The organism is Halorientalis sp. (assembly GCF_028275115.1).
GTDB lineage: Archaea > Halobacteriota > Halobacteria > Halobacteriales > Haloarculaceae > Halorientalis.
In genome coordinates, this window is record NZ_JAQCNH010000097.1 from 1 (window position 1) to 25,355 (window position 25,355).

Genomic DNA, 25,355 nt, shown 5'->3' on the forward strand with positions numbered 1-25,355 from the left:
CGCGAGCAGCAGCCACGACCCGCCGGCGACGCGACGGGAGCGAGCGGAGATGTTTTTTCACTCAGACCCTAACAGCGGGTAATGACTGTGACTGCAGGCGTCGTTGCTGTGCAGGGCGACGTGAGCGAACACGCTGTGGCAATCGAGCGGGCCGCTGCGTCCCACGGTGAGGAAGCCGAGGTCCGGGAGATCAGACAGTCCGGCATCGTTCCGGAGTGTGACCTCCTGCTGTTGCCCGGTGGCGAGTCGACGACGATTTCGCGGTTGCTCCGCCGCGAGGGAATCGCCCCGGAGATTCAAGCGCACGTCGAAGCGGGCAAACCGGTGCTCGCGACGTGCGCGGGGCTGATAGTCCTCTCGGTGGATGCCAACGACGACCGCGTCGAGACGCTGGACCTGGTGGACGCGACCGTCGAACGCAACGCCTTCGGCCGGCAGAAAGACAGCTTCGAGGCACCGCTTTCGGTCGCCGGACTCGACGACCCGTTCCACGCGGTGTTCATCCGCGCGCCGCTGATCGAGTCGGTCGGCGAGGCAGCGGTGCTGGCCGAGTGGGACGGGCGGCCGGTCGCCGTGCGGGACGGCCCGGTCGTCGGGACGTCGTTCCACCCGGAACTGACCGACGACGCACGACTCCACGACCTCGCTTTCTTTGGGGCGGACTGACCGCGACAGTCGGCTCTGAGCCGGGAACCGGGGTTTTTGCCCACGCACCCCTTCGGCCCGAGTATGGACGCATCCATCGAGGGCGTACGCGTCGCTGGCACGCCGACGGGACCGGTACCGGTCGTCCTGCTCGGGGTCGACGGTGAATCGGACCTGCTGCCGATATTCATCGGCTTCGACGAGGCCGCGAGCATCGCCCGCGGACTCGACGCCGAGGACATTGGACGGCCGCTGACCCACGACCTCACGCTGGACCTGATCGAAGAACTTGGGGGGCGGGTCGAGCGCGTGGTCGTCAGCGACGTGGACGACGGGACCTATATCGCGGATTTGCACCTGGCGACGCCGCGGGACGCCGCGGTAGTCGATGCCCGCCCGAGCGATTCGCTGGCACTCGCCGCCCGAACAGATGCCGGCCTCTCGGTCGCCGAGGCCGTCTTCGAGGACGGCCGGCGCGACCCCGACGAGTTCGACGACCTCGACGACATCCGTGAAGTGATGGAGGTTTAGTCGCCGGGCGAGAACAACGGCCATGGACGACACCGACGCCGTAATCGACGAACTGTTCGGGACTATCGAGGACCGCAAAGAGACACTCCCAGCGGACTCCTACACCGCCTCGCTGTTCACCCACGAGAAAGGGGAGAACGCCGTTCTCGAAAAGCTCGGCGAGGAGACGACCGAACTCGTCTTGGCAGCGAAAGACGACGACCGGGAAGAAATCACACACGAGGCCGCCGACGTGGTCTATCACCTGCTCGTCCTGCTCTCGATGAACGAGATCGACGTGACGACCCTGCGGGCGGAATTACGCGACCGGCGGTAGTCGTCGGGTCGTGAGGGCGTCACCCCGGGGAACCCTTCGGGTAGACCGTAACACCGGTGAACTCGAACCGGGCGCCGTCGGCCCCGTCTGCCAGCGATACGTTCCACCCGTGAGCCTGGGCAATTTCCTCGACGATTGCCAGCCCCATGCCCGTCCCTTCGCCGGTGCCGAAGCCGTACTCGAACACGAGGTCTCTTTCTTCGGGGGGAATGCCGGGACCGTCGTCTCCGACGTAGAAGCCACGGGGGTCGTCGTCACCGAGCAGGCCGAGTCGGACGGTCACGTCCGGACCGGCGTGGGTGACCGCGTTGGCGCAGAGATTCTGGAGCAGCTCGACCAACCGGTCGCCGTCGGCTTCGATTGCACAGTCGGTCTGACACACCAGTGTGGCCTCCTGGGCCTCGATACGGCCCCACGCGGCGCGGGCACAGTCGTCGAGGTCCGTCTCGTCAAGGTCACCGATGACCTGCCCGTCCCGGGCCAACGTGAGTACGTCGTCGATCAGGTTCTCCATCCGGCCGACGGCCTCCTCGATGTGGTCGTGATGGGCACTCTCGGTCTCGGCCCGCGCGGCCGCGACGCGGGCGCGCACCACCTGGAGCGGGTTCCGGAGGTCGTGTGAGACGACGCTCGCGAACTTCTCCAGCCGCTCGTTCTGTCGCTCGAGTTCCCGCTGGTACTGTTGACGTTCGGTCACGTCTCGGGAGTTGACGACTACGCCGGCCAGCGCGGGGTCTTCGAGGCGGTTGTGGCCAACCGATTCCAGGGTCCGCCACGCACCGGCCACGGTCTGCATCCGGTAGGTGACCTCTCGTTGCTCGCCAAGCCAGGCCCCTGGGTGGGTGAAAAAATCCAGCACGTCGTCCCGGTCGTCGGGGTGGACGCGGTCGATCGGATTGTGACCGACGAACTCCGACGGGGGGTAGCCCATGATGTCCTCGATGATCGGGTTGACGTAGCGGACCACCCCGTCCCGCCGGTGGATGGTGAGTATATCCGTCGAGAACGCGACGAGTTGCTCGAATCGGCCGGCCGGCCCTTCTTTGCCGGTCAGGTCCGGGCGGACGCGGGCGAGTGCGTCGGTCAACCGGTCGGCCAGAACGTCCGCGTCCGGGCTCGATTCGACGGGAACGTACTCGGTCACGCCGACCGAGAGGGCCTCGCTGACGAGGCGTTCGTCGCCGTCACGGGAGAACAGCACGAACGGGACTGTCGGCCGCTTGTGGCGCGCCTGCTGGAGAAGGTCGACACCACCCATATCCGCGAGGTCGGCAGCACTCAGCACGGCACCGACGGGCCTGTCCTCCAGCACCTCCAAGGCCGCCGCGCCGTGTTCGACTGCCTCCACCGACGACACCTCGGTCGTCTCGACCAGTTCGTCACGCAGCGCGTTCGGATCCGGTTCGGGTGCGACCAGCACCGTCGGTGGGCCACTCCCCTCAACCATTGGTTATTGCACGCATTCCCCACATGTATAGATTTACAATTATTTAGACCACGCTCAGAAGCCAACCGAGCCCGCGAGTATATAGAGATTTTGTAGTCAGGGTGTCGTTTTTTATCTGATCGGAACGGCACGGCCGGCTGGTCGGGTGCGTGTCAAAGGACGCGTTTTTATGCACGACTCGTCTACGAACCTCAAGATGATTCTCGAGGACCTCCCGACGACGCCCACGTCGGAGGAGCTCATCGACCAGGCGTTCTCCCGGGCGGCCCGCGCAGGCCGGGCCAAATCCGGGTTCGAGGCCCAGCAGTCGATGCTCCAGACCGCCGCGAACGTCGTCTCGGACAACCTCGAGAACGTCGTTACCGCGTGGCCCGACATCGACGACCTCGACCCGTTCTACCGGGAGTTGATCGACGCTCTCGTCGGCGTCGACGACCTGCGACAGCACCTCTCGGAAATTACCTGGGCCAGCCGGAAGGCCAGTGACATCCGCGACGAGTACCAGGGCCGCTTCCGCAACGTCGACGCCGACGGGGCCAAGAAGCTCCGTAAACAGGCCTTCGCCCGGATAGCCGACGTGGTCGAGGAGGTGGAGGACGACCTGCTGGCCGTCAACGAGGCCCGCAACACGCTGCGGGACCTACCGGACATCAGGCCTGACGAGCCGACCATCGTCGTCGCCGGCTACCCTAACGTCGGGAAGTCCTCGTTCGTCAACCGGGTCACGAACGCCAGCAACGAGACGGCGACGTACCCGTTCACGACGACAGAGATCAGACTGGGCCACATCGAGCGCGACCACATCAGATATCAGCTGGTCGATACCCCCGGGCTGCTCGACCGGCCCCCGGAAGACCGCAACCAGATCGAATCGCAGGCCGTTAGCGCGCTGGAACACCTCGCCGACGCCGTGTTGGTAATGGTCGACGCCAGCGGCGAGTGTGGCTATCCCATCGGCGTCCAGCTGGAACTCAGGGACGCGCTGGCCGGGCGGTTCACTGACGTACCCGTTCTCACGGTGTGTAACAAGAGCGACCGCTCGACCGACGTCGACGCGGACCGCTACATGAGCATCACCGAGGGCGAGAACGTCGACGCGACGCTCGGGGCGGCCGTCGAGGCCGTCGGGTACGAACCGGAACTGCTCTACGACGAGTAGCTCAGACGTCCTCGATGGTGACGTAGCGGACCTGCGTCTCTACGTCGTGGCCGGACGCGCGGTCGACAGCGGCGTCGATTTCTACGCTGAGGCCGGTTACCGATCTGTCGTCCCCGGGCGGGACGCCGACGGTCACGACAACGCGCTCTGACTGGCTCAACAGGATGCCATCGGTGTACTGTACCTCGGTGTCGAGTACTGTTGCGCGCTCGCTCTCTGCGACGGCACCGTCGACACCCTCGCGGATGTCCCGGTCGCTAACGCCATTCTGGAACGAATTGTAAGTGACCCCGCCCAGGAACACTGAGAGGACCGCGACGGCGACGGCGAGGGTGGCCACGCGTTTCAGGACCGCACTCCGGGCGTCGTCGAACTGAAACCACTGCTGTGGCCGGTAACCGCTGGACCAGAGGACGGCGATGGCGGCGACGTTGATCGAGAGCCAGTTGACCAGGGCCAGCACACCCGAGCCGATACCGACCATCGGGAGCCCCCAGGCGAGGCCGATGCCGACCGTGGCTGCCGGCGGAATCAGGGCAACCGCGATCATGACGCCGACGATGGCCGCCGAGACACCCGACGATAGCGAGAGCGCGCCGGCGACACCGGCACCGAGCGCGACCGCCAGCGAGAGGAAGTCCGGGGTCAGTCGTTCGCGAATCTCGGGCACCTGCGTCACGTCGATGCCCGGCGGGACGAGATTCGAGTACCGGACGAAGACGGCGAATGCGGCGGCGCTGACGACCGCCAGCGACATGCCGAGTACCTGCAGTTTGACGCCACGGACGAACAGTTCGTCTTCGCCCAGTACCGTCCCGACGCTGGCGGCCATCGCCGGGCCGATCAGGGGCGCGATGACCATCGAGCCGACGACGACTGCCGGCGAGTCGAGCAACAGGCCGGCGGTGGCGATGATAGCGCTGATGACCGTCATCGTGGTGTAGGTCCGCAACGTCGGTGCGAGGTCCTCTGCATGACCCAATAGCTCCTCGCGGGCGATGCGGTCTTCGTCGACTGCCTCCCGTTCGGCGTACCGTTCCTCCAGTTCGTCGAACCGCTGGGAGACGACGGCACTGGCCTCGACGACGACGGTGTAGGCCTGGTCGTCGATACCCGCGTCCCGGAGTTGCTCGAGAACGGGCTCGACCGCGGGGTTCGGCAGCGGTGCGTAGACGATGGCGGTGAACTCGCGGCCGCTGGTCTCGTCGGTGACGACGTAGTCGACGCCCTCCTCGTCTAAGGAATCGAGGACCGTCTCGCGTTTTCCGGTCGGGACAGTCACCTGGAGAAGTCGCACACCCCACACTCACACGGCGGCGACAAATACGTGACGGGCCGCCACGCGTCGCTCGCGTGGGCCGAAATGCCGGCGCTTATCCGGCCCAGTCGTCTACCCGCTCACATGTTCGATTCGCGGCCGGACCGCAGCGCAGAGGTCGTCCTTGCGGGACGCTCGAATGTCGGCAAGTCGACGCTGATGCGCGAGCTAACCGGCCATACGTTCGACACGGGCCAGCGGCCGGGTGTTACCCGCCAGCCCAACCACTACGACTGGAACGCAGCGGACTTCGTCCTCACTGACCTCCCCGGGTTCGGATTTATGAACGGCGTCCCCGACGAAGTGCGCGAGGAGATCAAAGACGACATTGTCGCGTACCTCGAGAGCTACGCCGAGCAGATTCTCGTGGCGGTGCTGGTAGTCGACGGCAAAGCGGTGATCGACATCATCGACCGCCACTCCGGGCCCGACGAGATTCCACACGACGTTGAGATGTTCCACTTCCTGCGCGAGATGGGTATCCCGGTCGTCGTCGCGGTCAACAAGATGGACAAGGTCGACGACCGTGACGAGCGCCTGGACGACCTGTGTGACCGACTCGGCCTGCTCCCGCCTTGGAAGCAGTGGCAGGAGACTATCGCCCCGGTCACCGCCAAACGTGGGTCCATCGACCCCATGACCGAAGCCGTCCGCCACCACCTCCACGAGCAGCGACGCGACGACCTGTTCACCTTCTTCTGACTCCCGGTTGGTTACGAGATGTAACAACTGTGGTGTGGTGGTCGGGAAACGGTACTGGTCGTCGCTGTGCGGCCGAGAGCGCCGCTCCGGTGGTACAGTAGAAAACGGGGGTAGAGGGGGGGATGTTGGGGGGTGGCACCCGAAAATTGGGTGCAATCCAATTTACACGCCTCATACTAATGAATCTTGCGACTGACGACTCTACAAATAGCTGGCTGGCACTGTCGCTGGAGCGGGACGCCGTGGGAGATAAAAGCGGTGAAAGGGCTTAGTGGGCCCGCTCCAAAGGTACGCACGTGACCACGCCGGCATCCGAATCCGATGCGCCTGCGCCGACCGTCCGGGAGGCGGTCAAGGCGGATCTGCTCGCGGTGTATCGTATCGAGAAGGCGTCGTTTCCGCAGCCGTGGCCGTTCGCCGCGTTCCAGCGGTACGTCGAGAAACCGACCTTTCTCGTCGCGGAGTTCGGGGCCGGCGTCGTGGGATACATCGTCGCCGACTCGGTTCCCAACCACGGGCGGCCGCTGGGCCACGTCAAGGACCTGGCGGTACATCCCGACCAGCGGGGCCAGGGCGTCGGCTCAACCCTGCTCCAACGGGCACTGGGTGTCATGCGCACAGCGGGCGTCGCCGAAGTGAAACTCGAAGTGCGCGAGGGCAACGAGCGGGCCCGGCGTCTCTACGAGTCCTTCGGGTTCCGCCACCAGCGAACGGTTCCCCGCTACTACGACGACGGCGAGAACGCTCTGGTCATGGTCGTCGACCTGTAAAACCTATCCGTCCAGACGCGTACGATGAGGCATGGGATACGCCTGCCCGGTGTGTGAGGACCCACAGGCCGACGCCGAACACCTGGCGAATCACCTCGCGTTCACCGCCTTGCTGGGCGACGACGACCACGAGGCCTGGCTCGATGAACACGCGCCCGACTGGGACCAGGTCGACGCCGACGCGCTTGCTGCGACCGTCACCGAACTCGCCGAGGAAACCGACTATCCGCAGGTCTTCGAGGACACTGTCGACGACCACGACCACGACCACGAGCGCTCCGGCGCCCTGTTCGACGACAAGGCACGCGCCATCGAGCGTGGCCGCGAGCGTGCACGGGACCTGAGCGACCTCGACACCGCCGACGAGTCGGTTCTGGAGGAGGCCCGCGAGATGACCCGGCAAATGCGGGGTCGCGACTCGGCCGACGCCGAAGCCGAGGACCCGGCCGACTCCGAAACCGAGTAACCGGAGCGACCCGAGGCTCCTGATATGCACACAGAAGGAGTGTTCGCGCCCGAGACGGCGACGGCCGCAGGCGAGTTGTACACGGCCGTCGGCCCGGCCGCTCAGAACAGCGTTCGCGGGGCCGCAAAGGCCATGAATTTCGACAGCGAAGAGTACGACGAGCGGGTGACGAACTCGGTCGTCGCGACCGCTCACGAGGCAATCTTCGCCTCGATGCTCGAAGTCACGGTCGGCTCTGCCGAGGAGTTCGAGACGTGGTGTGACGACCATCCCGACTACGCGCAGGAGACAATCGGGAGCGAGAACGTCGACCGCGTTGTCTGGCACCCGGTCCCCTTCGCCGAGACCGTCGTCGCCGCCACCTTCCAGGAACGGACTGAGGCAGCCGTGGGAACGCTTCGCCGCCAAGCCTTCGGCAGCGTCTACCGCGAGGTTGTGACCGACAGGTAACCGAGTCAGTTCCGCTATCGTTTTTCCGCAGCACACCGAGTGGTGGGTATGCGACAGATCACGCGCCGAGTCACCGTCGCCGTCCTCGTCGCAATCGTCCTGTTGCTGGCGCTCGGTGCTCTCCCGGGTTATCTGAAAAGTGGCGATCCGTACTACATGACGGCGACGGCCACGGACACGGACAACCGGACTGCCATCCCGGCCGACACGCTCGCGTCCAACCGCTACCCCTACGCGGCGGCCGCGCTGGCGAACGCGACCGACGCGGCCGGGAGCGGGGTCGCAAACGCCACGGCTCGCTCAGACCCCTACTGGAAGGGCCCCGTCGGCGTGAAAGGCGCGTTCAGCCACTCACCGTTCGACGAATTTAACGCGATCAGACAGCGCAACCGGTCCGCGACGACCGAGACGGCCGTCTTCGTCCGCCAGAACGGCACCGTTTACACCCTGGAGGTGACACAAGACCCATGACCAACGATCCGACCATCCGACGGTTCGACCCCGATAGTCGCCCCGTCCGAGGCCCCGAAGAGTTCGACTGGCCCGTCCAGGAGTCCGACGCCGAGTACGAGACCGGCTGGTACACTGGCGGCTACGACCTCGTGGGACAGCCGGACGGCTCCGAGAAACGCTACTACTGGGCCGACCTGCCTGCCGCCGCTGTCGTCGTGGCGGTCGTCGACGGCGCGGACGTGCCCAGCGTGGCCGCGGACGCATCGGACGGAGCGCGGCGTGGCCCGGGAGGTGGGACCGGTGCCGACGCCGAGGACGGCGTCGACCACCTCGTCATGGTCGACCAGTACCGACCGACGATCCGTGAGCAGTGTCTCGAACTCCCCGCCGGTATCGTCGAGGACGGCGAGAGCTACACCGACGCCGGTCGACGGGAACTCCGCGAGGAGACCGGTTTCGACGCCGCCGGCGTCTCCCTGCTGGAGGAGTTCTGGTGCTCGACCGGTATCCTCCGGCACCGCCGGGGTATCGTCTTCGCAGAGGGACTGGAACCGGTCGAGGCCGACCTCGACGACAACGAGTTCCTCAGCGTCACGACCGTGCCGGTCGACGAGGCGCTCGCTGTGGCCCGGCGAGAGCCAGCGAACGACGCCACTATCGAGGGAGTCCTGCTGGCACAGGCCGAGGACGTGCTCTAATCGAACACGACCGACCGGGTCACGCGCCGCTCGCCTGCGGCCGTCACTGTCAGGGTGTACTGCCCGTCCTGAAGACCGGTGATCCACGTCTGAAACTCGCCGCCGGACACCGAGGTGTTCGTCCGTAGGACTCGCGTCCCCGTCGCGTCGGTGACCCGGACCGTGACGGACTCGGTCGGACTCCGGCCGTCGACCCGGAGTGTCCCCGACTGGATCGTCGTGTCACGTCCGGGCGTCTCCAGCCCGAACGCCGCGTCGTCGGCCCCGGCTTTGACTCGCACGTCCTCCTCGACCGCCGTCCCGTCGCTCCGCGCCACCACGCGGTACGACCCCGATTCGGGCGCCGCGAACTCCACCCGGAACCCGTCGGCGCCGGCCTCGACACGTCGATTGGCGACTGTCTCACCGGTGTCGTCCACGAGCCGTACCGTCAGGCCGCCGCTCGCGCCCCAGCCTCGGACCGCGACGGTCGTTCCCGTGACCGACGCCGAGAGCGTGACGACGGAGCCCGTGGTTGTAGGTGTCCCCGTCGCGGCGGCCGGGCCGGGGCCCCCTCCACCGTCGAAGGACCCCCCTGTGTCGGTGGCGAACGGGCCGGCTCCGACCACCGCCGTGGTCGCCACGGCCAGCCCGGCGACCACGACCACCGCCAGCGCCAGTACCGTCGCAGTCAGCCCATTCGGGACCGTGATTGACGGGCGGGGCCGCCCGTCAGTCGCGCGGCCGAGGACGGCCGCGAGCCCGCCGTCGGTCGCGACCGCCGCCTCGGTGTCGTCACTCCCGGCCTCGCCAGCGTCGACTGCGGGTGCGGGCGTTCGCTCACCCACCCCTCCGGACCGCCCGAGGGTGTCGGGCTCCGACCCGCCCGACGGCGCGTCGTCGCGCTTCCACTCCCACAGCTTTTTGCTCCGCTCACACAGCGGGGCGAAGTCGTCGTCGTGCCCGGGCCGGAGGACGACGTCGGCGCTGGTCAGTGGCCTGCCGTCGCCGTCGACGATGGCGACGCTTGCACCCGTTCGAGCCACTGCCGTCGCGACACCGACCGCCCGGTCGGCCGTCTCCATCCCGAACGACAGGGGTGGCTCGCCGCCGTCCGCGAGTCGTGCGAGCAGGGACACCTGCGTGCCGGACCGGGACGCGGCGGTCGCGCGACCGAGCGTGTCGAGCCACGCCTCGTCCCGAGGATGACACTCCCACCCCCACCCCTCGAGCCGGAGTTTCGTGAGTTCGCGCTCTAGCGCAGCCAGCGAGGCGGCCGGTGTGTCGTCGCCGTCGGCCACGTACTCGGCGACGTATCGCCGCCAACCGCCGCGCTCGCCGGTCGGGTCGCGGCCGAGGAATAGATACAGGACCCGCGCTCGGTCGACGACGACGGCGGTCGTCCGGTCACCGTCGAGCAGCGACTTCACCGTCGCGTCGACGAAGGCCGCGTCGGCACTGGACGGATACGCGAGCGTCGGTCCCTCGCCGTAGATTCGGAACGATGCCATCGGTTGTCAGTCTGGGCCGTGCTCGGTCGCGAGCCTGAAGCGACCGGCCCGGAAGCAGTTACAGCCCGCCGATGCCGTTCTGCAGCAAGGTCACCAGCAGGTCGAGCAACTGCGCGAACTGGTCGAGCGTACTGACGAGGCCCTCGAGCTGGTTGGCGAAGTCACCACCCAGCAGGCCGCCAAACTGGAGCGTGCCGACCGGTGCCGCCACCGCCGGACTGGTGGCTACCCACAACAACAGACACGCCGTGATTGCACTGCCGATTCCCCACCTGAAAGAGCATCCCCCTTTCATCGCTAGGTGGAAGGTCTATCCGCGTTATTAACTTTACTATAGCGCTTATCTTGAATTAACTGTGAGTTTCTAGAACCTATCCGTTCAGTGCCTCGACCGGCCGCCGGTTGGCCGTCTTCCAGGCGGGGTAGAGACCGCTGAGGAGGCTCGTCCCGACGCCGAAACAGAACGCGAGCAACAGGAAGGCCACGTTGCGCGGGTGCAAGACCAGTTCCAGACTGACGGGTGTCACGACCGAGAGGCCGACACCCGCCAGCAGGCTCAACATCGCACCCGCGAGTCCGCCGAGGACACCCAACAGCAACGCTTCGGCGACGACCATCCGCATAACGGTGGTCCGTCCGACGCCGACCGCCCGAAGCATACCGAGTTCCTCGCTGCGCTCGCTCGTGCTCATCAGCATGACGTTGACGATGCTGACGCCCGCGACGACCAGCGAGATCGACCCGATGGCGAGCAAGACGGCGTTGAGCAGCCCGAAGTACTCCCGAATCTGGTCCAGCAGCGAGGACAGTTCGACGACCGTAATACGGTTCCCGCGGCCGTCGAACGCGGAGCGCAGTTCGCCCGCGACCGCCGCGGCCTGCTCCTGAGACTCCGTCCGGACGATAATCTGGCTGTATGGCTCGGTGAACTCCCCTTCGGGCAACACGAGTGCGTTCCCCGTCGCGATAGGCAGGAACTGGCTCCCCTCTTCGAGAAGCGCGAGGACGCGGTAGCTGTTCCCGTCGATTTCGACGGTACTGCCGACCCGGAGTCCGAGGTTCTCGGCCAGGTCGTGTCCGACGAGTGCGCCCTGCCGGTGGTTCCGTGGGATGCGACCGTCCGACGCCGAGAACAGCGCCTGCGGGTTGTCCGTCCCTGCGAGGACGCCGATCTGCTCGCTCTGGCCGCGGCTGACCGTGCCGGCGGCGGTGACCATCGGAACCACCGTTCCGTGTTTCTCGCCGATGCGCCTGATCCGTTGCACGTCCCGGGGCGAGAACCCTTCCGTGTCACCGCCGCCGGTGACCGCACTGAGCGAGTCGAGTGAACTCCCGTCGCCAGCACCCCCGCTCCCGCCCGGCGTGACGACGACCTGCGTCCCGACGCCGCCGAACGCGCTCGTGGCAGACAGCTGTAAGACGGTACCCAGGATACCCAGCGTCGCGATGGCCATCACACCGATGACGATACCCAGCGCTGCCAGCCCGGTCCGCAACCGGTTGCGGCCGAGGTTCCGGACGGCGATTCGGACGACCGGCAGTCGGTGAGCAGGGAGGACACCCACGCGTGCTCACCCCAGGTCCCCGTCGACGAGGTCGAACCGTCGGTCGGCGTAGTCACTGACCAACTGGTCGTGCGTGACGACGACGACGCTGACCCCCTCCTCGGTAATCCGCTGGAACTCGTCGAGGATGACCGTTCCAGTGTCGCGGTCGAGATTGCCGGTCGGTTCGTCGGCCAGCAGGACCGACGGTCGGTTGATCAGCGAGCGGGCGATAGCGACCCGCTGGCACTGCCCGCCGGAGAGTTCGGGCGGCTTGTGACCGCGTCGGTCACCGAGTCCCACCCGGTCGAGCAGCTCCTCGGCCCGCTCGCGCTCGCCACGGCCGTCGAACACCGTCGGGAGTTCGACGTTCTCGACGGCTGTCAGCGTCGGGACGAGGTGGTAGTCCTGAAAAATAAATCCCAGATACTCCCGGCGGACTTCGGTGCGTTCCTCGACCGACAGCGCCGTCACGTCTTTCCCTTCGAGCCACAGGGTGCCGTCGGTCAGCGAGTCGAGCAGCCCGAGAACATTGAGCAGTGTGCTCTTACCGCTCCCGCTGGGGCCGAACAGACAGACGAACTCCCCGGAGCCGACCCGAAAGTCGACACCGTCGAGTGCCGTCACTGCCCTGTTCGCCCCCTCGTAGCGTTTGGTCGCGGCTTCCAACTCCAGAGGTATCGTTGCCGCCATGGTTACCTGATGACGTAGATGCCGACCAGCGCGAACGTGACGACGAGCAGGCCGACCAGCAGGAAGCCAGAGCCACCACCCGTCGACTCCTCGCTCGCATTGAGGAGACGCTCGTTGAACCCGAGCCGGACGGTCCTGGTCCGTTGCTGGTCGTCGACCCTGTAGGTCAGGTTCAGGGGGACTGTCGTCTGGTTCTCGTCGGTGACGGTCAGTTGCACCTCGAACGGCGTGAACTGGCCCGACTCGATGGGGCCGACGAAGTACCGCCCCTTCTGGTCGGCAGGAGCGACGCCGGACCCGTCGCCGGCCTCCACGACGAGCCCCGAGATGGCGCCCGTCCCGATGTTACCGGCGTTGCCCGACACTGTGACGGTGCGCTCGTCGGTCTGAGTGACGTTGATCCCAGTGAGCCGGATCCGGCCCCGGTCGGGCCGGTAAGGAAGCGTCGTCCGCTGGGTTCCGGACTCGGTGCCGACCCGGTAGTCGACGGCGACGTTCAGGTCTGCGGGTCCCGACAGGGTGGAGAGGTCTACGGTCACGGCCCGACTCTCGCCGACCGAGAGCGTCGTCGCGACGGGCTCGCGGGCCAGCATCGCGTCCGAGGCGTTCGGAACGACCACGACGTCTTTGACCGGTGCGTTCCCGAAGTTCGTCACGCGGACCTGTGCTCGTGGCGGCCTGGGCCCCTGCTCGTCCTCTGATTCGGACCCGGACCCGCCCACGAGCGACGCGAGCGTGTCCTGTGCCTGTTGGCCGGGCGGCGGGCCGACGAGCTGTGTGACCTGGACGCCCACGTCGGTCACCAGCGGTGAGACCGAGACGTCGCGCCCGACGCGTTTCGACCGCTGGACACCGGCACCCGTCGTGTAGGATACGTCGACGGAGAACCGCTGGTCGCCGGCCCGCTGGGGCCTGACGCCCACGTCGAGTCTCGTCGACTCGCCGGCGGCGAGTTCGGCGACCGCCGACTTCTCGGTGAGTCGCTCGAAGCCGCCGGACGCGACCGTTGCGACGACGTCTCTGATCGACCCCTGCGTCGGGTTCGACACCGTCACCGTCGCGTTGGTCCGGACGCCGGCGGTCGGCTTCGCCACGTCGAGCTCTACGATGGGCTCGGTCTGCTCGACGACCAGACTCACTGGCCGGGCGATGCGGACCTCGTCGCCGTCACTGTCGGTCCCCGCGACGACCACCTCGACGTTCTTCAGCCCCGGTTCGTCGAACGTCGCCGTCAGCGGCAGGTCGAGGTCGTCGCCGGCCGAGAGTGAGCCCACGTCCGAGGCCTCGACCAGTGACTCTCCGTTCCGGTACTGGAGTTCGACCCGGTCGATTCTGGCTGCCGACGTGCTCCCCCGAGAGTTGCTGACCGAGACGCTGACCGTGACCGGCGACCCGACCAGCGGCGTCTCCGGTGTGACCGACACGTCCTCGACGACGAGACGGGCGTCCGGCACGTCGCTGTCCGGTTGTGTCGCGGCCGGCGCGCCGCCCGCGACGACCGATGTGCCTGCCACTACGAGCAGGCCTGTGAATACCAGCACCGCCAGTGTGTGTCCCCCGTTTACCATTCCGTCTGCATCCCCCCGTATGCGCGTATTCGGACGTTGATTCTTTCCGGACAAAAGCGTTGTTAATATTGTCTCGAAATTCGGCGTATCTTCCAGGTGCTCGGGCTGGAACGCCGTTGCTGTCGGGTACGCCAGTCGGAGAAAGACCCGATAACAGCTCTCGGTCCGCCTGAACCTCGGTCAGAATGGGTCCGGCGTTACGCCACGTTGAATCCCTTGTCGCGGAGGAAATCCTCGACGCGTCCTGTGTGGTTGCCCTGGAGCTCGATGGAGCCGTCTTCGACGGTGCCGCCACAGGCGAACTTCGATTTCAAGTCCGAAGACAGACTGTCCATGTCCACGTCGCTGGGATCGAACCCTTCGATGACCGTTACCTCTTTTCCGTATCGGCGCTCGTCGATGCGGATGCTGATTTCCTGGGACTCTTTGGCGACGTCCTCGCAGACGCAGAGCTCCTCGGGCAGCCCGCACGTCGAGCAGACTTCCGACATTACAAATCAGGCTTACGAAACCGACGTATTAAACATCTTCGGGACCCACGAAAGCATCCCTCTGAAGCCGTTCTGGGCGGTCAGCCGAACGGACCCGTCCGTTCCCGGACGACCTCGTTCGCCGCCGCCACCGTGTCGTCGGCGACACTCACCGTCACGTCGCCCGCGTATCGGGCCCGCTCGTGGAGTCGATAGACCTGCTCGACACTCTCGTCGGCGTCGACCGCCGCCAGGTACTCCCGTGGCGTTTCTCCATCCCTTCGTGGCCGTTCCTCACGCGCGAGGACGTACTCGACGCGCTCGAACGCCCGTTGTACGTCGGCTGCGGGACCGTCCCGCGGCTGCCAGCGCACCCAGATGACCCGGTAGACCCGCTCGGTCAGACCGAGTCTGCGTGCGCCCGCGACGACGCCGCCGACCACCACGAGGATGAGTGCCGCCTCCTCCCGCGACGGTGGGTCGGGCAGAGGCAGGCCGCCCCCGTCGTCTCTCGTCGTCCGCACCGCATCCTCCTCGCCGAGTGTCTGGACCGTCTCGGGCGTCGAATCAGGCGTGTTCGCAGTCGGCTCGTTCGTCGCCGGCGACGGAGTCGACGGCGGTTCGGTCGTCGGCTCGGGGTCGTCGTTCACGTTCCCGCCGTTCTCGTCGCCACCGACCCGTTCTCGCTCGGCGTCCTGTCGGGGTCCGGCCGGCGTCGGGTCGAATCTCACCCAACCGACGCTGGGGAAGTAGACCTCGACCCAGGCGTGAGAGTCCAGTCCGCGCACCCGGTACTCGTCGTCGCCGACCCGTTCGCCGGACGTGTAGCCGACGACGAACCGTGCCGGGATGTTCTGGGTCCGCAGCATCGTCACCATCGTCGTGGCGTAGTAAGTACAGTACCCCCGGTCCATCTCGAACAGAAAGCCGTCGGCGATGTCGCCCTCGGGCCGCTCTACGTCGAGCGAGTACTCCTTCTCCCGCTCCAGATAGGACTCGACCGCCCTCGCCGTCTCGTAGACCGTCTCGGCGTTGGCCCCGTCCTGTATCTGGCGGGCTCGCGTCGCCACCCGGTCGGGCGTGCTCGAGGGAAGGTTCGTGTACCGCGACTCGATCTGTCTGGGATAGTCGTTTCCGGCCCGCTGGAGCCGACTCGGTGACGCCACGGGCTGGCTGCTGGAAACAGTATAACTGTCGCCGGGTGAAAACGGCTGTGCCGGCTGGAGGCCCCCGAGTGAGGTCACCGACGTACTGTCGGCGACGCCCTCGCCGACCCTGACCGGCTTCCAGGCTGCGGGCATGGCGTCCAGTTCGGACTCGACGGTGACCGTCTGTTCGACGATGCGGGCCTCGCCCGGTGGCGAGGCCATCTCGCCCCGGTACCCTAATGCCGACCCGGTCCGCACCCAACCGTCGCCGGTGTAGCGGTCGTAGGCCCCCGTCCGCCAGTACGTTTCACGCGAACTCTCGACGGTGAACCGGACTTCCGACGAGAGGCTGATCGACCCCTGTATCGCGACACGCTCGTCCGAACTGATCAGGCTCCCCTCGATGGTCTCCGTGCCGCCGTCCCCGAAGAGCCCGAACGGGGTCCCAGTCCCTCCAGGGACCACGCTGACCAGCATCGTCACGACCACAATCACGGCCAGGACGACGGCCATCGTCTCGACGGCGCGGTCAGCCCCGCCGAACCGTTCGAGTCGACCGAACCCGACCGTCCCGACCGCGCCCAGCGCGCCGAGTAACGCGACAAGCGTCCCCACGTCGCCCGTGAGGACGAAGAACGTCAGTGCCGCCCCACCGACGAGAGCCGTTCCCACGTACCGCCGCCGAAGTGCCAGATACCACGCCAGGAAGACGGGGCCCGGCGTGTACGCCAGCGCGAACAGCTCGATCATCTGTAGGCGCAACACCGACAGCCCCATGAACAGCGACAGCACGTCCCCAAAAATACGGTCCTGCTGGGCGAACACGTCCGCCGGCAGTGCCGACGCGTACGTCCAGAGCCCCAGCAACAGCAGCGCCAACCCGACGGGCAGCGCCGTCCACGCTCCGACGACCCGCGACAGCCCCGTCGCCACCGCTAACGTCACCGCCACGACCAGCAGGAACGTGCCCGGGTCACCGACCACGTCGATGATTTCGTACAGTGGGAAGGTGAACGAGAACAGCAGCAGGCCCGTCGACAGCAGGGCCAGCCCACGCGGCTCGAACACTGCGCTCCACGGCCGCCCCGTCGTGTTGGGGGTAGCCTCAGGGGCTGCCGTGCCGGCGTCGGTACTCATCGTGACACCTCCCGCTCGGCAGGGGATTCGCCGGCTGCGCGGGTAGTCCCCTGCTGTCGCTCGCCGTCGCTCGTCGGGGACTCCGGTGGTGTGGGACCGATCGAGAGGCGATGGTCCTGTCCGTCGACGGTCACGGTCACGCCATCCTCGTCGGCGGTGAGCCGGGCGTCCGCACCCTCGCGAGCCGGCTGGACCGGCTGTCCCGACCCGGTGCGCGCGAGCAGTTCGAGGAGGTGTCGCCGGTGGGCCTGCCCGCGACCGGCCGGCACCTCACCGGCTGGGCAGGCGACGCCGACCGACAGCCCGGCGTCCATCGCCAGCACCGCGAGACTGGCCGCGCCCGACGCCATCGTGTCGGCGTGGCCAGTGCCAGCCTCCGCCGCAATCGTCAGCGTTGGCTCGCGCTGCTCGCTGACGAACTGCTTGACCACGAGGTCGTCGTCGGCACGCTTGGCACTGGACTTCCAGTGGACGTCCCGTAACGGGTCGCCCGGGGCGTACTCGCGAATCGTGTCGAAGGCCCGCCGGTCGGTCGTCGTGTCGTACCCGAGCAGGCGCGCGACTGCGCCGTCTTCACGTAGGTCGACCAGCGGCGGGTAAACCAGCGCCGTCGTGGTCCCGTCGGGCTCGAACGACCGCACGAACAGGCCGAGGACGTCGGTCACGACGACACGAGGCGGGCCGATGTCCCACACCCCCCGCGCTCCGAGTTCGACCTCATACTCGACCGTCGCCGGGAGCGTCACCCGCCGGTCGTACCCCGTGGCCGCCACGCCCGGTGGCACGGCGTCGGTCACCCGCGCGAGCGCCCCGCCGTCGACGGACAGTGCGACGGTGCGGGACTCGCCGGGATGGCCGGGGACGGGACTCTCACGGTCGACCGTCGGCCGACCGGCGAGATACACCTGGACGCCGCTCACCACCAGTGCGATCAGTGCGGGCGCGGCGAGCGCGTTCAGCGCACGAGCGCCCGACGCGGCCGCCATCAGAATCGAACCGACTGCGACGCCGACGACGCCGACAGTGCGCCAGGTCGGTCTCATTCGACGGTGACGGTGCGGCGCGCCTCGGTGACGATTTCCTCGCCGGTCCGGTCTGCCGTTGTCGTCCGGATTCGGTGGGGCATAATCGCACTCACCTCCGCCTGCACGTCGTCGGGGACGACGTAGTCACGGCCTGCCAGCGCTGCCCGTGCCTGTGCGGCTCGTAAGAGCGCGATCGAACCGCGAGGGCTCACCCCGAGCTGGGCCTGCTCGCGGGTGTACTCCGAGAGCCGGGTGACGTACGCCCGGATCGGTTCCTCGACGGTAATCTCGCCGACTGCCGTCCGCGCGGCCCGGAGGTCTTCGAGCGTGGCGACCGGCGAGAGCTGTTCAATGGGGTGGTTGCCCACCACGCGGCCGAGCAGTTCTGCTTCGTCGCCGGAATCGGGATACCCGAGGTGGAGCTTCTTCATGAACCGGTCGAGTTCGGCCATCGGGAGTTCGTAGGTCCGGTCGCGCTCGACCGTGTTCTGGGTCGCAATCACGGTGAATGGATCGGGCATCTCGTAAGTATCCCCGTCCACCGTGACCTGCTGTTCCTCCATGGCCTCCAGAAGGGCGCTCTGAGTCTTCGGCGGTGCGCGGTTGATTTCGTCGCCCAGCACGACGTTCGCGAACACCGGGCCTGGCCGGAAGTCGAATTCGCTCGTCTTCTGGTTGTAGACGTTGACGCCGGTGATGTCGGATGGCAGCAGATCCGGCGTGAACTGGACGCGATTGAACGACCCGTCGAAAGAAGCGGCGATGGAGCGGGCAAGCATCGTCTTGCCGACTCCGGGCACGTCCTCCAGCAGAACGTGGCCGCGGCCCAGTACCGCGGTAAGGATGTGTTCGATTTCGGCCTGATGGCCGACGATCACCTCGCCGACGTTCTCGGCGACGCGGCGAGCTAGAGCACCGGCCGCTTCTACGGCGTCGTCCGACTCCTGTTCTATCGTCGATGTGTCTGCGTCAGTCATGGGTTGCGGGGGTGGGCGGATACCTGCTCCTGCACTGCGGACCGTCGATCGACTCGTCGGACCGTGGACTCGCTCGCCGTGTCGGGCGAGACCACGACCGTCGGTGCCGTTCACATGCGCCGTTAGGCCCGGGCCCACCTAACAGTGCTGTATCAGTCAACTGACTCGTTACCACTCTTTACAGTCGGCACAGACGAGTTCGTCGCCGCCTCGCCAGCGGCGCGCAACCGCTTCGCCACAGGCTCCACACACTGCCCCGTCACCGGTCCAGGCGTACGTCGACGTGGCCAGCGCCACGCCACCCGACGGCTCGTCGCCGTCGCCCCCGCCGTCCTCCGGCCGACTTCGCTCCACGCTGCTCGCCGGTGCCGGTGACTCGCCGTGTTCGCCCCCGTCGTCGTCCGTGGTCACGAATTCGTCGAGCGAGGTGTCGTCCATACACCTTTTTGATTCCCGGCCGTCTTATGACTTCGCCAAACCACGACACACAAGTACCAGCCACACAACGTTCAGCTATGGCAGGGCTCGTCGACATCGTGACCAGTCTCCCGAAACTCGTACAGAGCATCGCCGAAATCGCCATGTCCGACCCGTTGAGTGCCGTCCTGATAGCCGTCGGCGGACTCCTGATCGCCGGGACGGTGGGTCTGACGGGCTATCTCGCGGCCGGCGTCTTCGTCTCCGCGGTGATGCCGGACTTCAGCGGAGGACAGCCCCCGCAAGGTCGATAGCTCGTTCTAGATCCGGGCCCAGCGGTGCACCGGCGACGAAACTGTCCGCGTGCTCCATCACGGCCTCGACGTCGCTTTCGACCTGCTCCTGCGTCCCGGCGATACAGAAGGCGTCGATCATCTCCTCGGTGACCAGCCCGAACGCCTCGTTGAACGACCCCGCCTCGATAGCCCCGCCGACGTTCTCGGCCCGCTCCCGGTCCAGGTCGTGACGGTCCAGCACGGGCGGGGCCGCACCACCGGCGATGAACGCGACCGGTGGCCGGGCCGCCTCGCGAGCAGCCTCCTCCTCGTCGGCGACGCTGACGCTCGCGTAGGCCGCAAAGTCGAAACTCCCCCGCTCGTCGGGCCGGTCGTCGAGCCCTTTTTTGACCTGTTCAGCCGCCCACGCCATATCCCGAGGGTGCGAGCCGTTGTAGAGGACACCGTCGGCGTGTTTCGCGCTCATTCGGATCATGTGAGGGCCCTGTGCGCCGACGTAGACGGGAATCTCGCCCTCGACCTCGTATTCGAGGTTGGCCTCGGCCGCTTGGAAGGTTCCATCGGCATCGACTGACTCGCCGGCCCACAGGTCTTGTGCGGTTTTGAACGTCTCTAACACTCTGCGGAGCGGGCTGTCGCGTTCGACGCCCAGCGCCGAGAGCGTCGAGCGGTCGCCCGGACCGACGCCGAAGACGGCCCGGCCGTCACTGACCTCCTGAATCGTTGCGACGCGGGAGGCCAGCGCCACGGGGTGTGTGTCGTACGGGTTGGCCGCCGCCGGACCCAGTGCCACCTCGTCGGTGGCGTCTGCGATCCGGTCCAGAACGACGTAGGGATCGCGGTTGAAGTAGTGACACGACGCCAGAACGGTGTCGAAACCCGCCGTCTCGGCGCTGACTGCCAGTTCGGTAACCTCTTCGATCGGATGTTCGGTGGTGAGTTCGATAGCCTTCATGAGTCGTATTCCCACGCTTCCAGTGCTTGGCGGACGAGGTCGTCCGCGCGGTCTCGAAACAGTTCGTCGCTGCCGGCGTGGTCGCCGAACTGCCAGTCGCGAACGACGGTCACCGGCGTGCCGCCGCCGCCCTCACCGGCCACGAGGTTGCTCGCGGCCGCGAGTTCGTCGACCACTGATTGGACCGTAACGTCGAGTTCGCGGCCGTCGCGGTCGCGTTCGCCCCGCCAGTCGCGGCTGGCTGGCATTCCGGCCCAACCGACCGCGACGCCGCGCTGGCCGTGGCGGAACGGTCGGCCGGAGGTATCGGAGACGACCACCGGGCGGTCCAGCCTCTCGGCCAGCGCCTGCGCGCTCGCACCCGGGTCTTCGGGCAACAAGAGGAGATCCGCGCCGGGTACGTTCGACCGGTCGATGCCCGCGTTGACCGTCACGTGACCGAACCGGGTCTCCGTGAGCAGGAAGGGAGCCGACAACAACAATGCCTCGCTCTCGTCCAGCACTGCCTGTGCGAACCGGGGGTCTTTGGTTTCACCGGTCAGGTCCGACAGACGCTCGGCAATCTCCCGAGCGCGCGCCCCCGGTTCGAAGTCCGACAGCGCCGCCGTTCGCCCCTCGGCCTTCGAGACGACCGTGCTGGCGACGACTACCAGGTCTTCCGGCCGGAGTCGGACCCGGCGCTCGATCAACTCGGCCAGGTCGTCGCCAGGCCGGACCTCCGGCAGCCCTGGGACCGCGAACACCTCCATACCACCACTGTGGGACGGCCGATAAAAAGGGACGCGCCACTGGCAAGGCCGGCCACCATCGCTGACGCGCCGGTCACCCGAACGTCGTATGTAAACTGCCGGAGCTTTCCGGACGATATAACAGGATACGTATAATAAGTCGTGTTTGGCTGCTTTTATTATTCACACTTAAACTGCCGGCTATCTACGCGGGAGGATATATCAGATATATACAAACATTTGAAGTACCACGGCGCAGAAGAAGTTAGTGGGGTGACCGATATGACGACCACGACCCGAACAAGGCGACGGCTGCCGAGGGTGAACCTGACGGTGTTCGTGCCGACGGTGATACTCATCGCTGCCGAGGTGTGGTTCCTGGCGACACAGACGCGAGCGCTACTCATCCCCCTCATCTGGATGACGCCGATGAACCTGCTCCTGTTGTCCTACGCCGTCGAGGGGTCGCTCGCGCTCTCGATGGTGGGAATGGTGTTGTTCTTCGCGCGGTTCGTCTACCTGCCCTTTCTGTTGTTCGCCCCTATGAACAACTTCCTGTTGTTCTACGCGCTGTTCATGGCGCCGGTCGACGTGATAATCGTCGGCTACATGATCAGCGCCGCCGGGAATCGGGTTCTCGGGTCGTCGCCGGACACCTGACTCCCCTCTCTCGACACTCCCGTAGTTCCCCCAACACCACGGGACCGTTCCCCCACGGAACCGACTCCCGAACCGACGACCGACGCTCTCCCCGACGGAACGCGCCGTCCGACGCGCGTTCCCGTTTCTCACTCTCCGACCGAACGTTCCGTAGCGCCGCGTAACTGCCGAGAACCGACCCCGAGGCACCGGCCGCCGACGGTCGTTCAGTCACGCTCTGGCGGGCCCGAGTTCTCGGGTGACCGGCTCGCCACGTCCTCGGGCATCTCCGGCCTGTCGGGCGCATCCCGTGACGCAGGCGTCTCCGGTGTCTCGTAGACGCCGGCGGCCGTCTCGACGACGACCTCGATCGGCAGTACCTCCCGACAGAAGTCGACGCCGAAAGGCGTCAGGTGGATGCTCCGACGGACCAGTTTGGCACGTTTGGCCGCCTCGATGGCTTCCTCTACGTCTGGCTGAGCCTGCAGAATCTGGTACTCGTTCAGGTCCTCGACCGGTTCGTCCGAGAACCAGACCAGCCCCAGTCGCTTGAGATTGTTCATGTAGGCGTGAACCCGGTCGAGGTGCTGACAGCCCGCCTCGTTGCCGATCATCGACAGCCCGGCCGCGACGAGTTCGGAGCTGATCGGTACCCAGCCCACGTCGCGCACGTCGAGCGACGGCTGGCGCCCCTCGGTGGCGAGCAACCGGAGGATGCGTACCTCGTCGGGGGCCACCTGGTCGAGGATCGACGCGTAGGCCGGGTGGAGATCCTCGACGTAATCGACGTCGGCCGAAGCCTCCATCACGCGTGCACCGCGTCGTCGCAATCGGTCTCTGTCGGCCGGAAGCGTCGACGCCTCACGGTCCACCTCGCGTTCGTCGTTCTCGACGGGCGTATCGACGCCGAGTCGGTCCAGTTCGTCGAGCGTGATCGACCGCACTTCCTCGACCATGTCGACCATCGACTCCGAGGTCGCCGCGGCCCGGACTAACCGCGGGCCGGTCCGCACGCCCGACCGGACGGAGTAGCCCGTCGACCGCTGGAGGGCAGCCGCCCCGATCCGGGCCACCCGGAACGAGTCGTCGATGTCATCCGGCGTCGCCGAGAGCGACGGGTGGTCGACCTCGTCGAGGTCCGGCGGCGAGAATTTGTCTTCCTCGGTTTCGCCCGGGTTCAGCAGGTGTGACATCACGCTGTCGACCGACGAGAGCGTATCCTCCGAATCCGTCGCCGGGTCCGCCATGTCAGCGACCGCGTTGTCGAGTGACGACACTAACTCGTCGGTGTCGACAGCGGGGTCCAGCAGCCCCGTGACGGTCGAATCGAGCGTCGAGAACACCTCCTCCGAGTCACCCGACGGGTCGGTTAGCGCCGCGAGGGCGGCGTCGATGATGGTGAACGCCTCCTCGACGCCCTCCTCCGCGGCGGTCGGGTCCGTTACCGCGGACTCGATTACGGAGAGGACCCCGTCGGTCTGGGTCGTCGAGGAGCCGGCCGGGTTGACGATAGCCGTGTTCAGCACCGAGAGGACTCCTTCGGTGGCGTCGGGGTCGACAGGGTCGGTAATCGTCGATTCCAGCACCGAGAGCAGTCGTTCCGTCTCGTCTGTGTCCACTGGCGTCGGTGTGACGATAGACGCCTCCAGTACGTCGAGTAACTCGTCGACCTGCTCCTGGCCGAGGTCGCGTTCGCCGGTCGCTACGTCGAGGATGTCGAACAGCCGCACGACCGACGACGGGTCGAGTCCGCCGGTCGCGTCGCCAGTCCCCTCGGTTTCGCGAGCGATCTCCGACACCCAGTCGGCGCTGTCTCCCCCTCCCGGTTCGGAATCACCCGGTGTCCGTTCACTATCGTCGAATTCGCTCATACTGTAGTCACCACCAGTAGCTGAATCCACCCCGCAACGAACCCGAGGGCTGCCCCGATACCGATGAGCAACCACTCGTCTTCTTTGAACGCAGAGCGTAGCGTCATCGTAAAATCCTGCGGGGGGAGTTCCTGCATCCGGTTCGCAATCAACTTCTTGACCGGAATCGAACGCTCGCGGTTGAAGTCGGCGTCCTGCAGCGGCTCCAGTGCGTACTCGACGCCCTCGGTCGCCAGGGCGTCGCGGATCTTCTCGTACCGCCTGTCACCCGTCGCGACGCGCACGACCGGTGCGGCCAGTCCGAGCGCCTCGTCCAGCGCGGGCCGGATCGCCTCCTCAATCATCCGGCGTGTCCGGTCGGAGCGGTTCCCGTAGAGGAGGTTCTGGGCGACGTTCTCGACGGTAATGATCTCTTCGGCGACGATCTCACCGTACCGCTCGGCCACCTCGTCCTGGCGCTGGATGAACAGTCCCTGCAGTGTGAATGGGCCGATTTCGACTGGCTCCTGTGGATTGAATATCGCCTTGATCGCGATGTAGTTCGTGAAGTAGCCCACGAGGACACCCGACACCGGCAGGACCCACCACGCCTGGTTGAAAAACAGAAACATCGGGATGGAGAACACGCCCAGCAGCGTTCCGAAGTAGAAGCCGGAGTTGACGAGAAACGTCAGTTCCTCGTCGCCGACTTCCAGGAACATTCGGTTGAGCAGTTCGGGGTGGTTGTCGAGATAGTCGATGGTCATCAGCTTGAGGCTCAACACCTCGTCGATGTTCTCCGCTGTCGTCTTCATAATCCGGTCGGCCACCGTCGGCAGTTGCTCCTCGATCTGCGTGTGGACGAACTGCCGGGCCCCGCTCGGAACGGAGTTCCAGACGACCGGCTGTTCCCGTCCCAGCAGGTCGTCGACGTACGCGTGGACGTTCTCCCGTGACTGGGCGACCATATGCTGTGAGATCCGGTCGGGGTCGAGCCGTTCGTAGAACTCCTGTTGAGTCGCAAGCTTCGCGATCGAGGCGTCGTAGGCGACGCTGCCCATCTTTGCCGACCGTGACGGGATAATCCCCTGCCAGCCGAGCTTCCCCTCCATCACGCCCGGAATCTGCTGCACCCTCATCGGGAGCATCGGGGCCAGTTGCTTCAGACCGGGCATCCTGAACCCGCGGAACTCCAGTGGGTGAAAGAGCAACCGAATCCCGACCCAGTTGGTGACGTAGCCGATGATACCAGTGATCGGCGGGATCAGTATCAGATTCCACCGCAGCGCCGGGAGCGCCGCCGCCAGCCCGTCGATAGACGATATCATCGCGACTCACTCACCTCTCCCGAGCCGCGTTACTCCCCTACACCCGTCTCGTGCCCCCGTCATCTCTGTGGACGTATCTGAAACCCCTGCATCCGCACTCCCCCTTGAGTTCGGAAACGATGCGGCGCGGTGCCG

Annotated in this window: 28 protein-coding genes; 12 read left to right on the forward strand and 16 right to left on the reverse strand. The window is 66.5% G+C overall.

Going from position 1 to position 25,355, the window contains the following annotated elements; translation table 11 throughout:
- Nucleotides 1-81 precede the first annotated feature (81 nt).
- The 3 genes from pdxT (at nucleotide 82) to hisE (ending at nucleotide 1,492) form a co-directional block, all read left to right on the forward strand.
- Nucleotides 82-666: a pyridoxal 5'-phosphate synthase glutaminase subunit PdxT gene (gene pdxT / locus Q0964_RS13405; protein WP_299268498.1), complete on the forward strand. Its 585-nt coding sequence runs from the start codon at nucleotides 82-84 to the stop codon at nucleotides 664-666.
- A gap of 63 nt (nucleotides 667-729) precedes the next feature.
- Nucleotides 730-1,176 (forward strand): bifunctional nuclease family protein, encoded by a 447-nt coding sequence (locus Q0964_RS13410; protein ID WP_299268500.1) that lies wholly within the window; start codon nucleotides 730-732, stop codon nucleotides 1,174-1,176.
- 22 nt (nucleotides 1,177-1,198) lie between these two features.
- Nucleotides 1,199-1,492: a phosphoribosyl-ATP diphosphatase gene (hisE, locus tag Q0964_RS13415; RefSeq protein ID WP_299268503.1), complete on the forward strand. Its 294-nt coding sequence runs from the start codon at nucleotides 1,199-1,201 to the stop codon at nucleotides 1,490-1,492.
- A gap of 19 nt (nucleotides 1,493-1,511) precedes the next feature.
- Here hisE and Q0964_RS13420 read toward each other — a convergent pair whose 3' ends face one another.
- Nucleotides 1,512-2,939, reverse strand: coding sequence for a sensor histidine kinase (locus tag Q0964_RS13420; RefSeq protein WP_299268506.1), 1,428 nt, complete (start codon nucleotides 2,937-2,939; stop codon nucleotides 1,512-1,514).
- Between the two features lie 196 nt (nucleotides 2,940-3,135).
- Here Q0964_RS13420 and Q0964_RS13425 point away from each other — a divergent pair, with 196 nt between their 5' ends.
- Complete coding sequence (locus Q0964_RS13425; RefSeq protein WP_299268666.1) at nucleotides 3,136-4,098, forward strand: NOG1 family protein; 963 nt, start codon at nucleotides 3,136-3,138, stop codon at nucleotides 4,096-4,098.
- A gap of 1 nt (nucleotide 4,099) precedes the next feature.
- Here the strand turns inward: Q0964_RS13425 and Q0964_RS13430 are convergent, their stop codons facing one another.
- Nucleotides 4,100-5,395, reverse strand: a complete 1,296-nt coding sequence (locus Q0964_RS13430) for a TIGR00341 family protein (protein WP_299268509.1) — start codon at nucleotides 5,393-5,395, stop codon at nucleotides 4,100-4,102.
- A gap of 105 nt (nucleotides 5,396-5,500) precedes the next feature.
- Between Q0964_RS13430 and engB the strand changes: the two genes are divergently transcribed.
- The 6 genes from engB to Q0964_RS13460 all read left to right on the forward strand — a co-directional run bounded on the left by engB (nucleotide 5,501) and on the right by Q0964_RS13460 (nucleotide 8,955).
- Nucleotides 5,501-6,118 carry a GTP-binding protein EngB gene (gene engB, locus Q0964_RS13435; protein ID WP_299268511.1) on the forward strand — a complete coding sequence of 206 codons (618 nt, stop codon included), beginning with the start codon at nucleotides 5,501-5,503 and terminating at the stop codon, nucleotides 6,116-6,118.
- Between the two features lie 296 nt (nucleotides 6,119-6,414).
- On the forward strand, nucleotides 6,415-6,888 hold the full coding sequence (gene rimI, locus Q0964_RS13440; protein ID WP_299268513.1) for a ribosomal protein S18-alanine N-acetyltransferase: 474 nt from the start codon (nucleotides 6,415-6,417) through the stop codon (nucleotides 6,886-6,888).
- 31 nt (nucleotides 6,889-6,919) lie between these two features.
- Nucleotides 6,920-7,354: a DUF5810 domain-containing protein gene (locus Q0964_RS13445; protein WP_299268515.1), complete on the forward strand. Its 435-nt coding sequence runs from the start codon at nucleotides 6,920-6,922 to the stop codon at nucleotides 7,352-7,354.
- Between the two features lie 24 nt (nucleotides 7,355-7,378).
- Nucleotides 7,379-7,804, forward strand: a complete 426-nt coding sequence (locus tag Q0964_RS13450) for a DUF5809 family protein (protein ID WP_299268517.1) — start codon at nucleotides 7,379-7,381, stop codon at nucleotides 7,802-7,804.
- A 48-nt stretch (nucleotides 7,805-7,852) separates the two neighbouring features.
- Nucleotides 7,853-8,275, forward strand: coding sequence for a hypothetical protein (locus Q0964_RS13455; protein WP_299268520.1), 423 nt, complete (start codon nucleotides 7,853-7,855; stop codon nucleotides 8,273-8,275).
- Nucleotides 8,272-8,955, forward strand: a complete 684-nt coding sequence (locus tag Q0964_RS13460) for an NUDIX hydrolase (RefSeq protein WP_299268523.1) — start codon at nucleotides 8,272-8,274, stop codon at nucleotides 8,953-8,955. The genes Q0964_RS13455 and Q0964_RS13460 overlap by 4 nt, the downstream gene beginning before the upstream one ends.
- On the opposite strand, the gene Q0964_RS13465 is transcribed toward Q0964_RS13460, so the two are convergent.
- From Q0964_RS13465 to Q0964_RS13510, 10 genes are all read right to left on the reverse strand, one after another.
- A complete protein-coding gene (locus Q0964_RS13465; protein ID WP_299268526.1) occupies nucleotides 8,952-10,445 on the reverse strand; it encodes a carboxypeptidase-like regulatory domain-containing protein in 1,494 nt (497 codons plus the stop codon). The two genes, Q0964_RS13460 and Q0964_RS13465, sit on opposite strands and share 4 nt — an antisense overlap.
- 58 nt (nucleotides 10,446-10,503) lie before the next feature.
- On the reverse strand, nucleotides 10,504-10,740 hold the full coding sequence (locus tag Q0964_RS13470; RefSeq protein ID WP_299268530.1) for a hypothetical protein: 237 nt from the start codon (nucleotides 10,738-10,740) through the stop codon (nucleotides 10,504-10,506).
- Nucleotides 10,741-10,816: 76 nt separating this feature from the next.
- On the reverse strand, nucleotides 10,817-12,010 hold the full coding sequence (locus Q0964_RS13475) for an ABC transporter permease (RefSeq protein ID WP_299268533.1): 1,194 nt from the start codon (nucleotides 12,008-12,010) through the stop codon (nucleotides 10,817-10,819).
- Between the two features lie 6 nt (nucleotides 12,011-12,016).
- Entirely contained in the window at nucleotides 12,017-12,682 is a 666-nt protein-coding gene (locus Q0964_RS13480; protein ID WP_299268536.1) for an ABC transporter ATP-binding protein, read from the reverse strand.
- A gap of 2 nt (nucleotides 12,683-12,684) precedes the next feature.
- Nucleotides 12,685-14,223, reverse strand: a complete 1,539-nt coding sequence (locus tag Q0964_RS13485; protein WP_299268539.1) for a COG1361 family protein — start codon at nucleotides 14,221-14,223, stop codon at nucleotides 12,685-12,687.
- Between the two features lie 224 nt (nucleotides 14,224-14,447).
- Complete coding sequence (yciH, locus tag Q0964_RS13490; RefSeq protein WP_299268541.1) at nucleotides 14,448-14,741, reverse strand: stress response translation initiation inhibitor YciH; 294 nt, start codon at nucleotides 14,739-14,741, stop codon at nucleotides 14,448-14,450.
- Nucleotides 14,742-14,821: 80 nt separating this feature from the next.
- Nucleotides 14,822-17,005, reverse strand: a complete 2,184-nt coding sequence (locus tag Q0964_RS13495) for a transglutaminaseTgpA domain-containing protein (protein ID WP_299268544.1) — start codon at nucleotides 17,003-17,005, stop codon at nucleotides 14,822-14,824.
- Nucleotides 17,002-18,048, reverse strand: coding sequence for a DUF58 domain-containing protein (locus Q0964_RS13500; RefSeq protein ID WP_299268547.1), 1,047 nt, complete (start codon nucleotides 18,046-18,048; stop codon nucleotides 17,002-17,004). Before Q0964_RS13500 ends, Q0964_RS13495 begins: the two co-directional genes overlap by 4 nt.
- On the reverse strand, nucleotides 18,045-19,007 hold the full coding sequence (locus Q0964_RS13505; RefSeq protein ID WP_299268549.1) for an AAA family ATPase: 963 nt from the start codon (nucleotides 19,005-19,007) through the stop codon (nucleotides 18,045-18,047). The genes Q0964_RS13500 and Q0964_RS13505 overlap by 4 nt, the downstream gene beginning before the upstream one ends.
- Before the next feature lie 168 nt (nucleotides 19,008-19,175).
- Nucleotides 19,176-19,445 carry a DUF7573 domain-containing protein gene (locus Q0964_RS13510; protein WP_299268552.1) on the reverse strand — a complete coding sequence of 90 codons (270 nt, stop codon included), beginning with the start codon at nucleotides 19,443-19,445 and terminating at the stop codon, nucleotides 19,176-19,178.
- 77 nt (nucleotides 19,446-19,522) lie between these two features.
- Between Q0964_RS13510 and Q0964_RS13515 the strand changes: the two genes are divergently transcribed.
- On the forward strand, nucleotides 19,523-19,738 hold the full coding sequence (locus Q0964_RS13515; RefSeq protein ID WP_299268555.1) for a DUF8024 family protein: 216 nt from the start codon (nucleotides 19,523-19,525) through the stop codon (nucleotides 19,736-19,738).
- Here Q0964_RS13515 and Q0964_RS13520 read toward each other — a convergent pair.
- Both Q0964_RS13520 and Q0964_RS13525 read right to left on the reverse strand, forming a co-directional pair.
- Nucleotides 19,707-20,675 carry a 5,10-methylenetetrahydromethanopterin reductase gene (locus tag Q0964_RS13520; RefSeq protein WP_299268668.1) on the reverse strand — a complete coding sequence of 323 codons (969 nt, stop codon included), beginning with the start codon at nucleotides 20,673-20,675 and terminating at the stop codon, nucleotides 19,707-19,709. The two genes, Q0964_RS13515 and Q0964_RS13520, sit on opposite strands and share 32 nt — an antisense overlap.
- Nucleotides 20,672-21,424 (reverse strand): coenzyme F420-0:L-glutamate ligase, encoded by a 753-nt coding sequence (locus Q0964_RS13525; RefSeq protein ID WP_299268557.1) that lies wholly within the window; start codon nucleotides 21,422-21,424, stop codon nucleotides 20,672-20,674. The genes Q0964_RS13520 and Q0964_RS13525 overlap by 4 nt, the downstream gene beginning before the upstream one ends.
- 261 nt (nucleotides 21,425-21,685) lie before the next feature.
- Between Q0964_RS13525 and Q0964_RS13530 the strand changes: the two genes are divergently transcribed.
- A complete protein-coding gene (locus tag Q0964_RS13530; protein WP_299268559.1) occupies nucleotides 21,686-22,063 on the forward strand; it encodes a hypothetical protein in 378 nt (125 codons plus the stop codon).
- Between the two features lie 206 nt (nucleotides 22,064-22,269).
- On the opposite strand, the gene Q0964_RS13535 is transcribed toward Q0964_RS13530, so the two are convergent.
- Nucleotides 22,270-23,913, reverse strand: coding sequence for an Abi-alpha family protein (locus Q0964_RS13535; RefSeq protein ID WP_299268561.1), 1,644 nt, complete (start codon nucleotides 23,911-23,913; stop codon nucleotides 22,270-22,272).
- A complete protein-coding gene (locus tag Q0964_RS13540) occupies nucleotides 23,910-25,220 on the reverse strand; it encodes a DUF445 domain-containing protein (protein ID WP_299268563.1) in 1,311 nt (436 codons plus the stop codon). Before Q0964_RS13540 ends, Q0964_RS13535 begins: the two co-directional genes overlap by 4 nt.
- Between the last annotated feature and the right edge of the window lie 135 nt (nucleotides 25,221-25,355).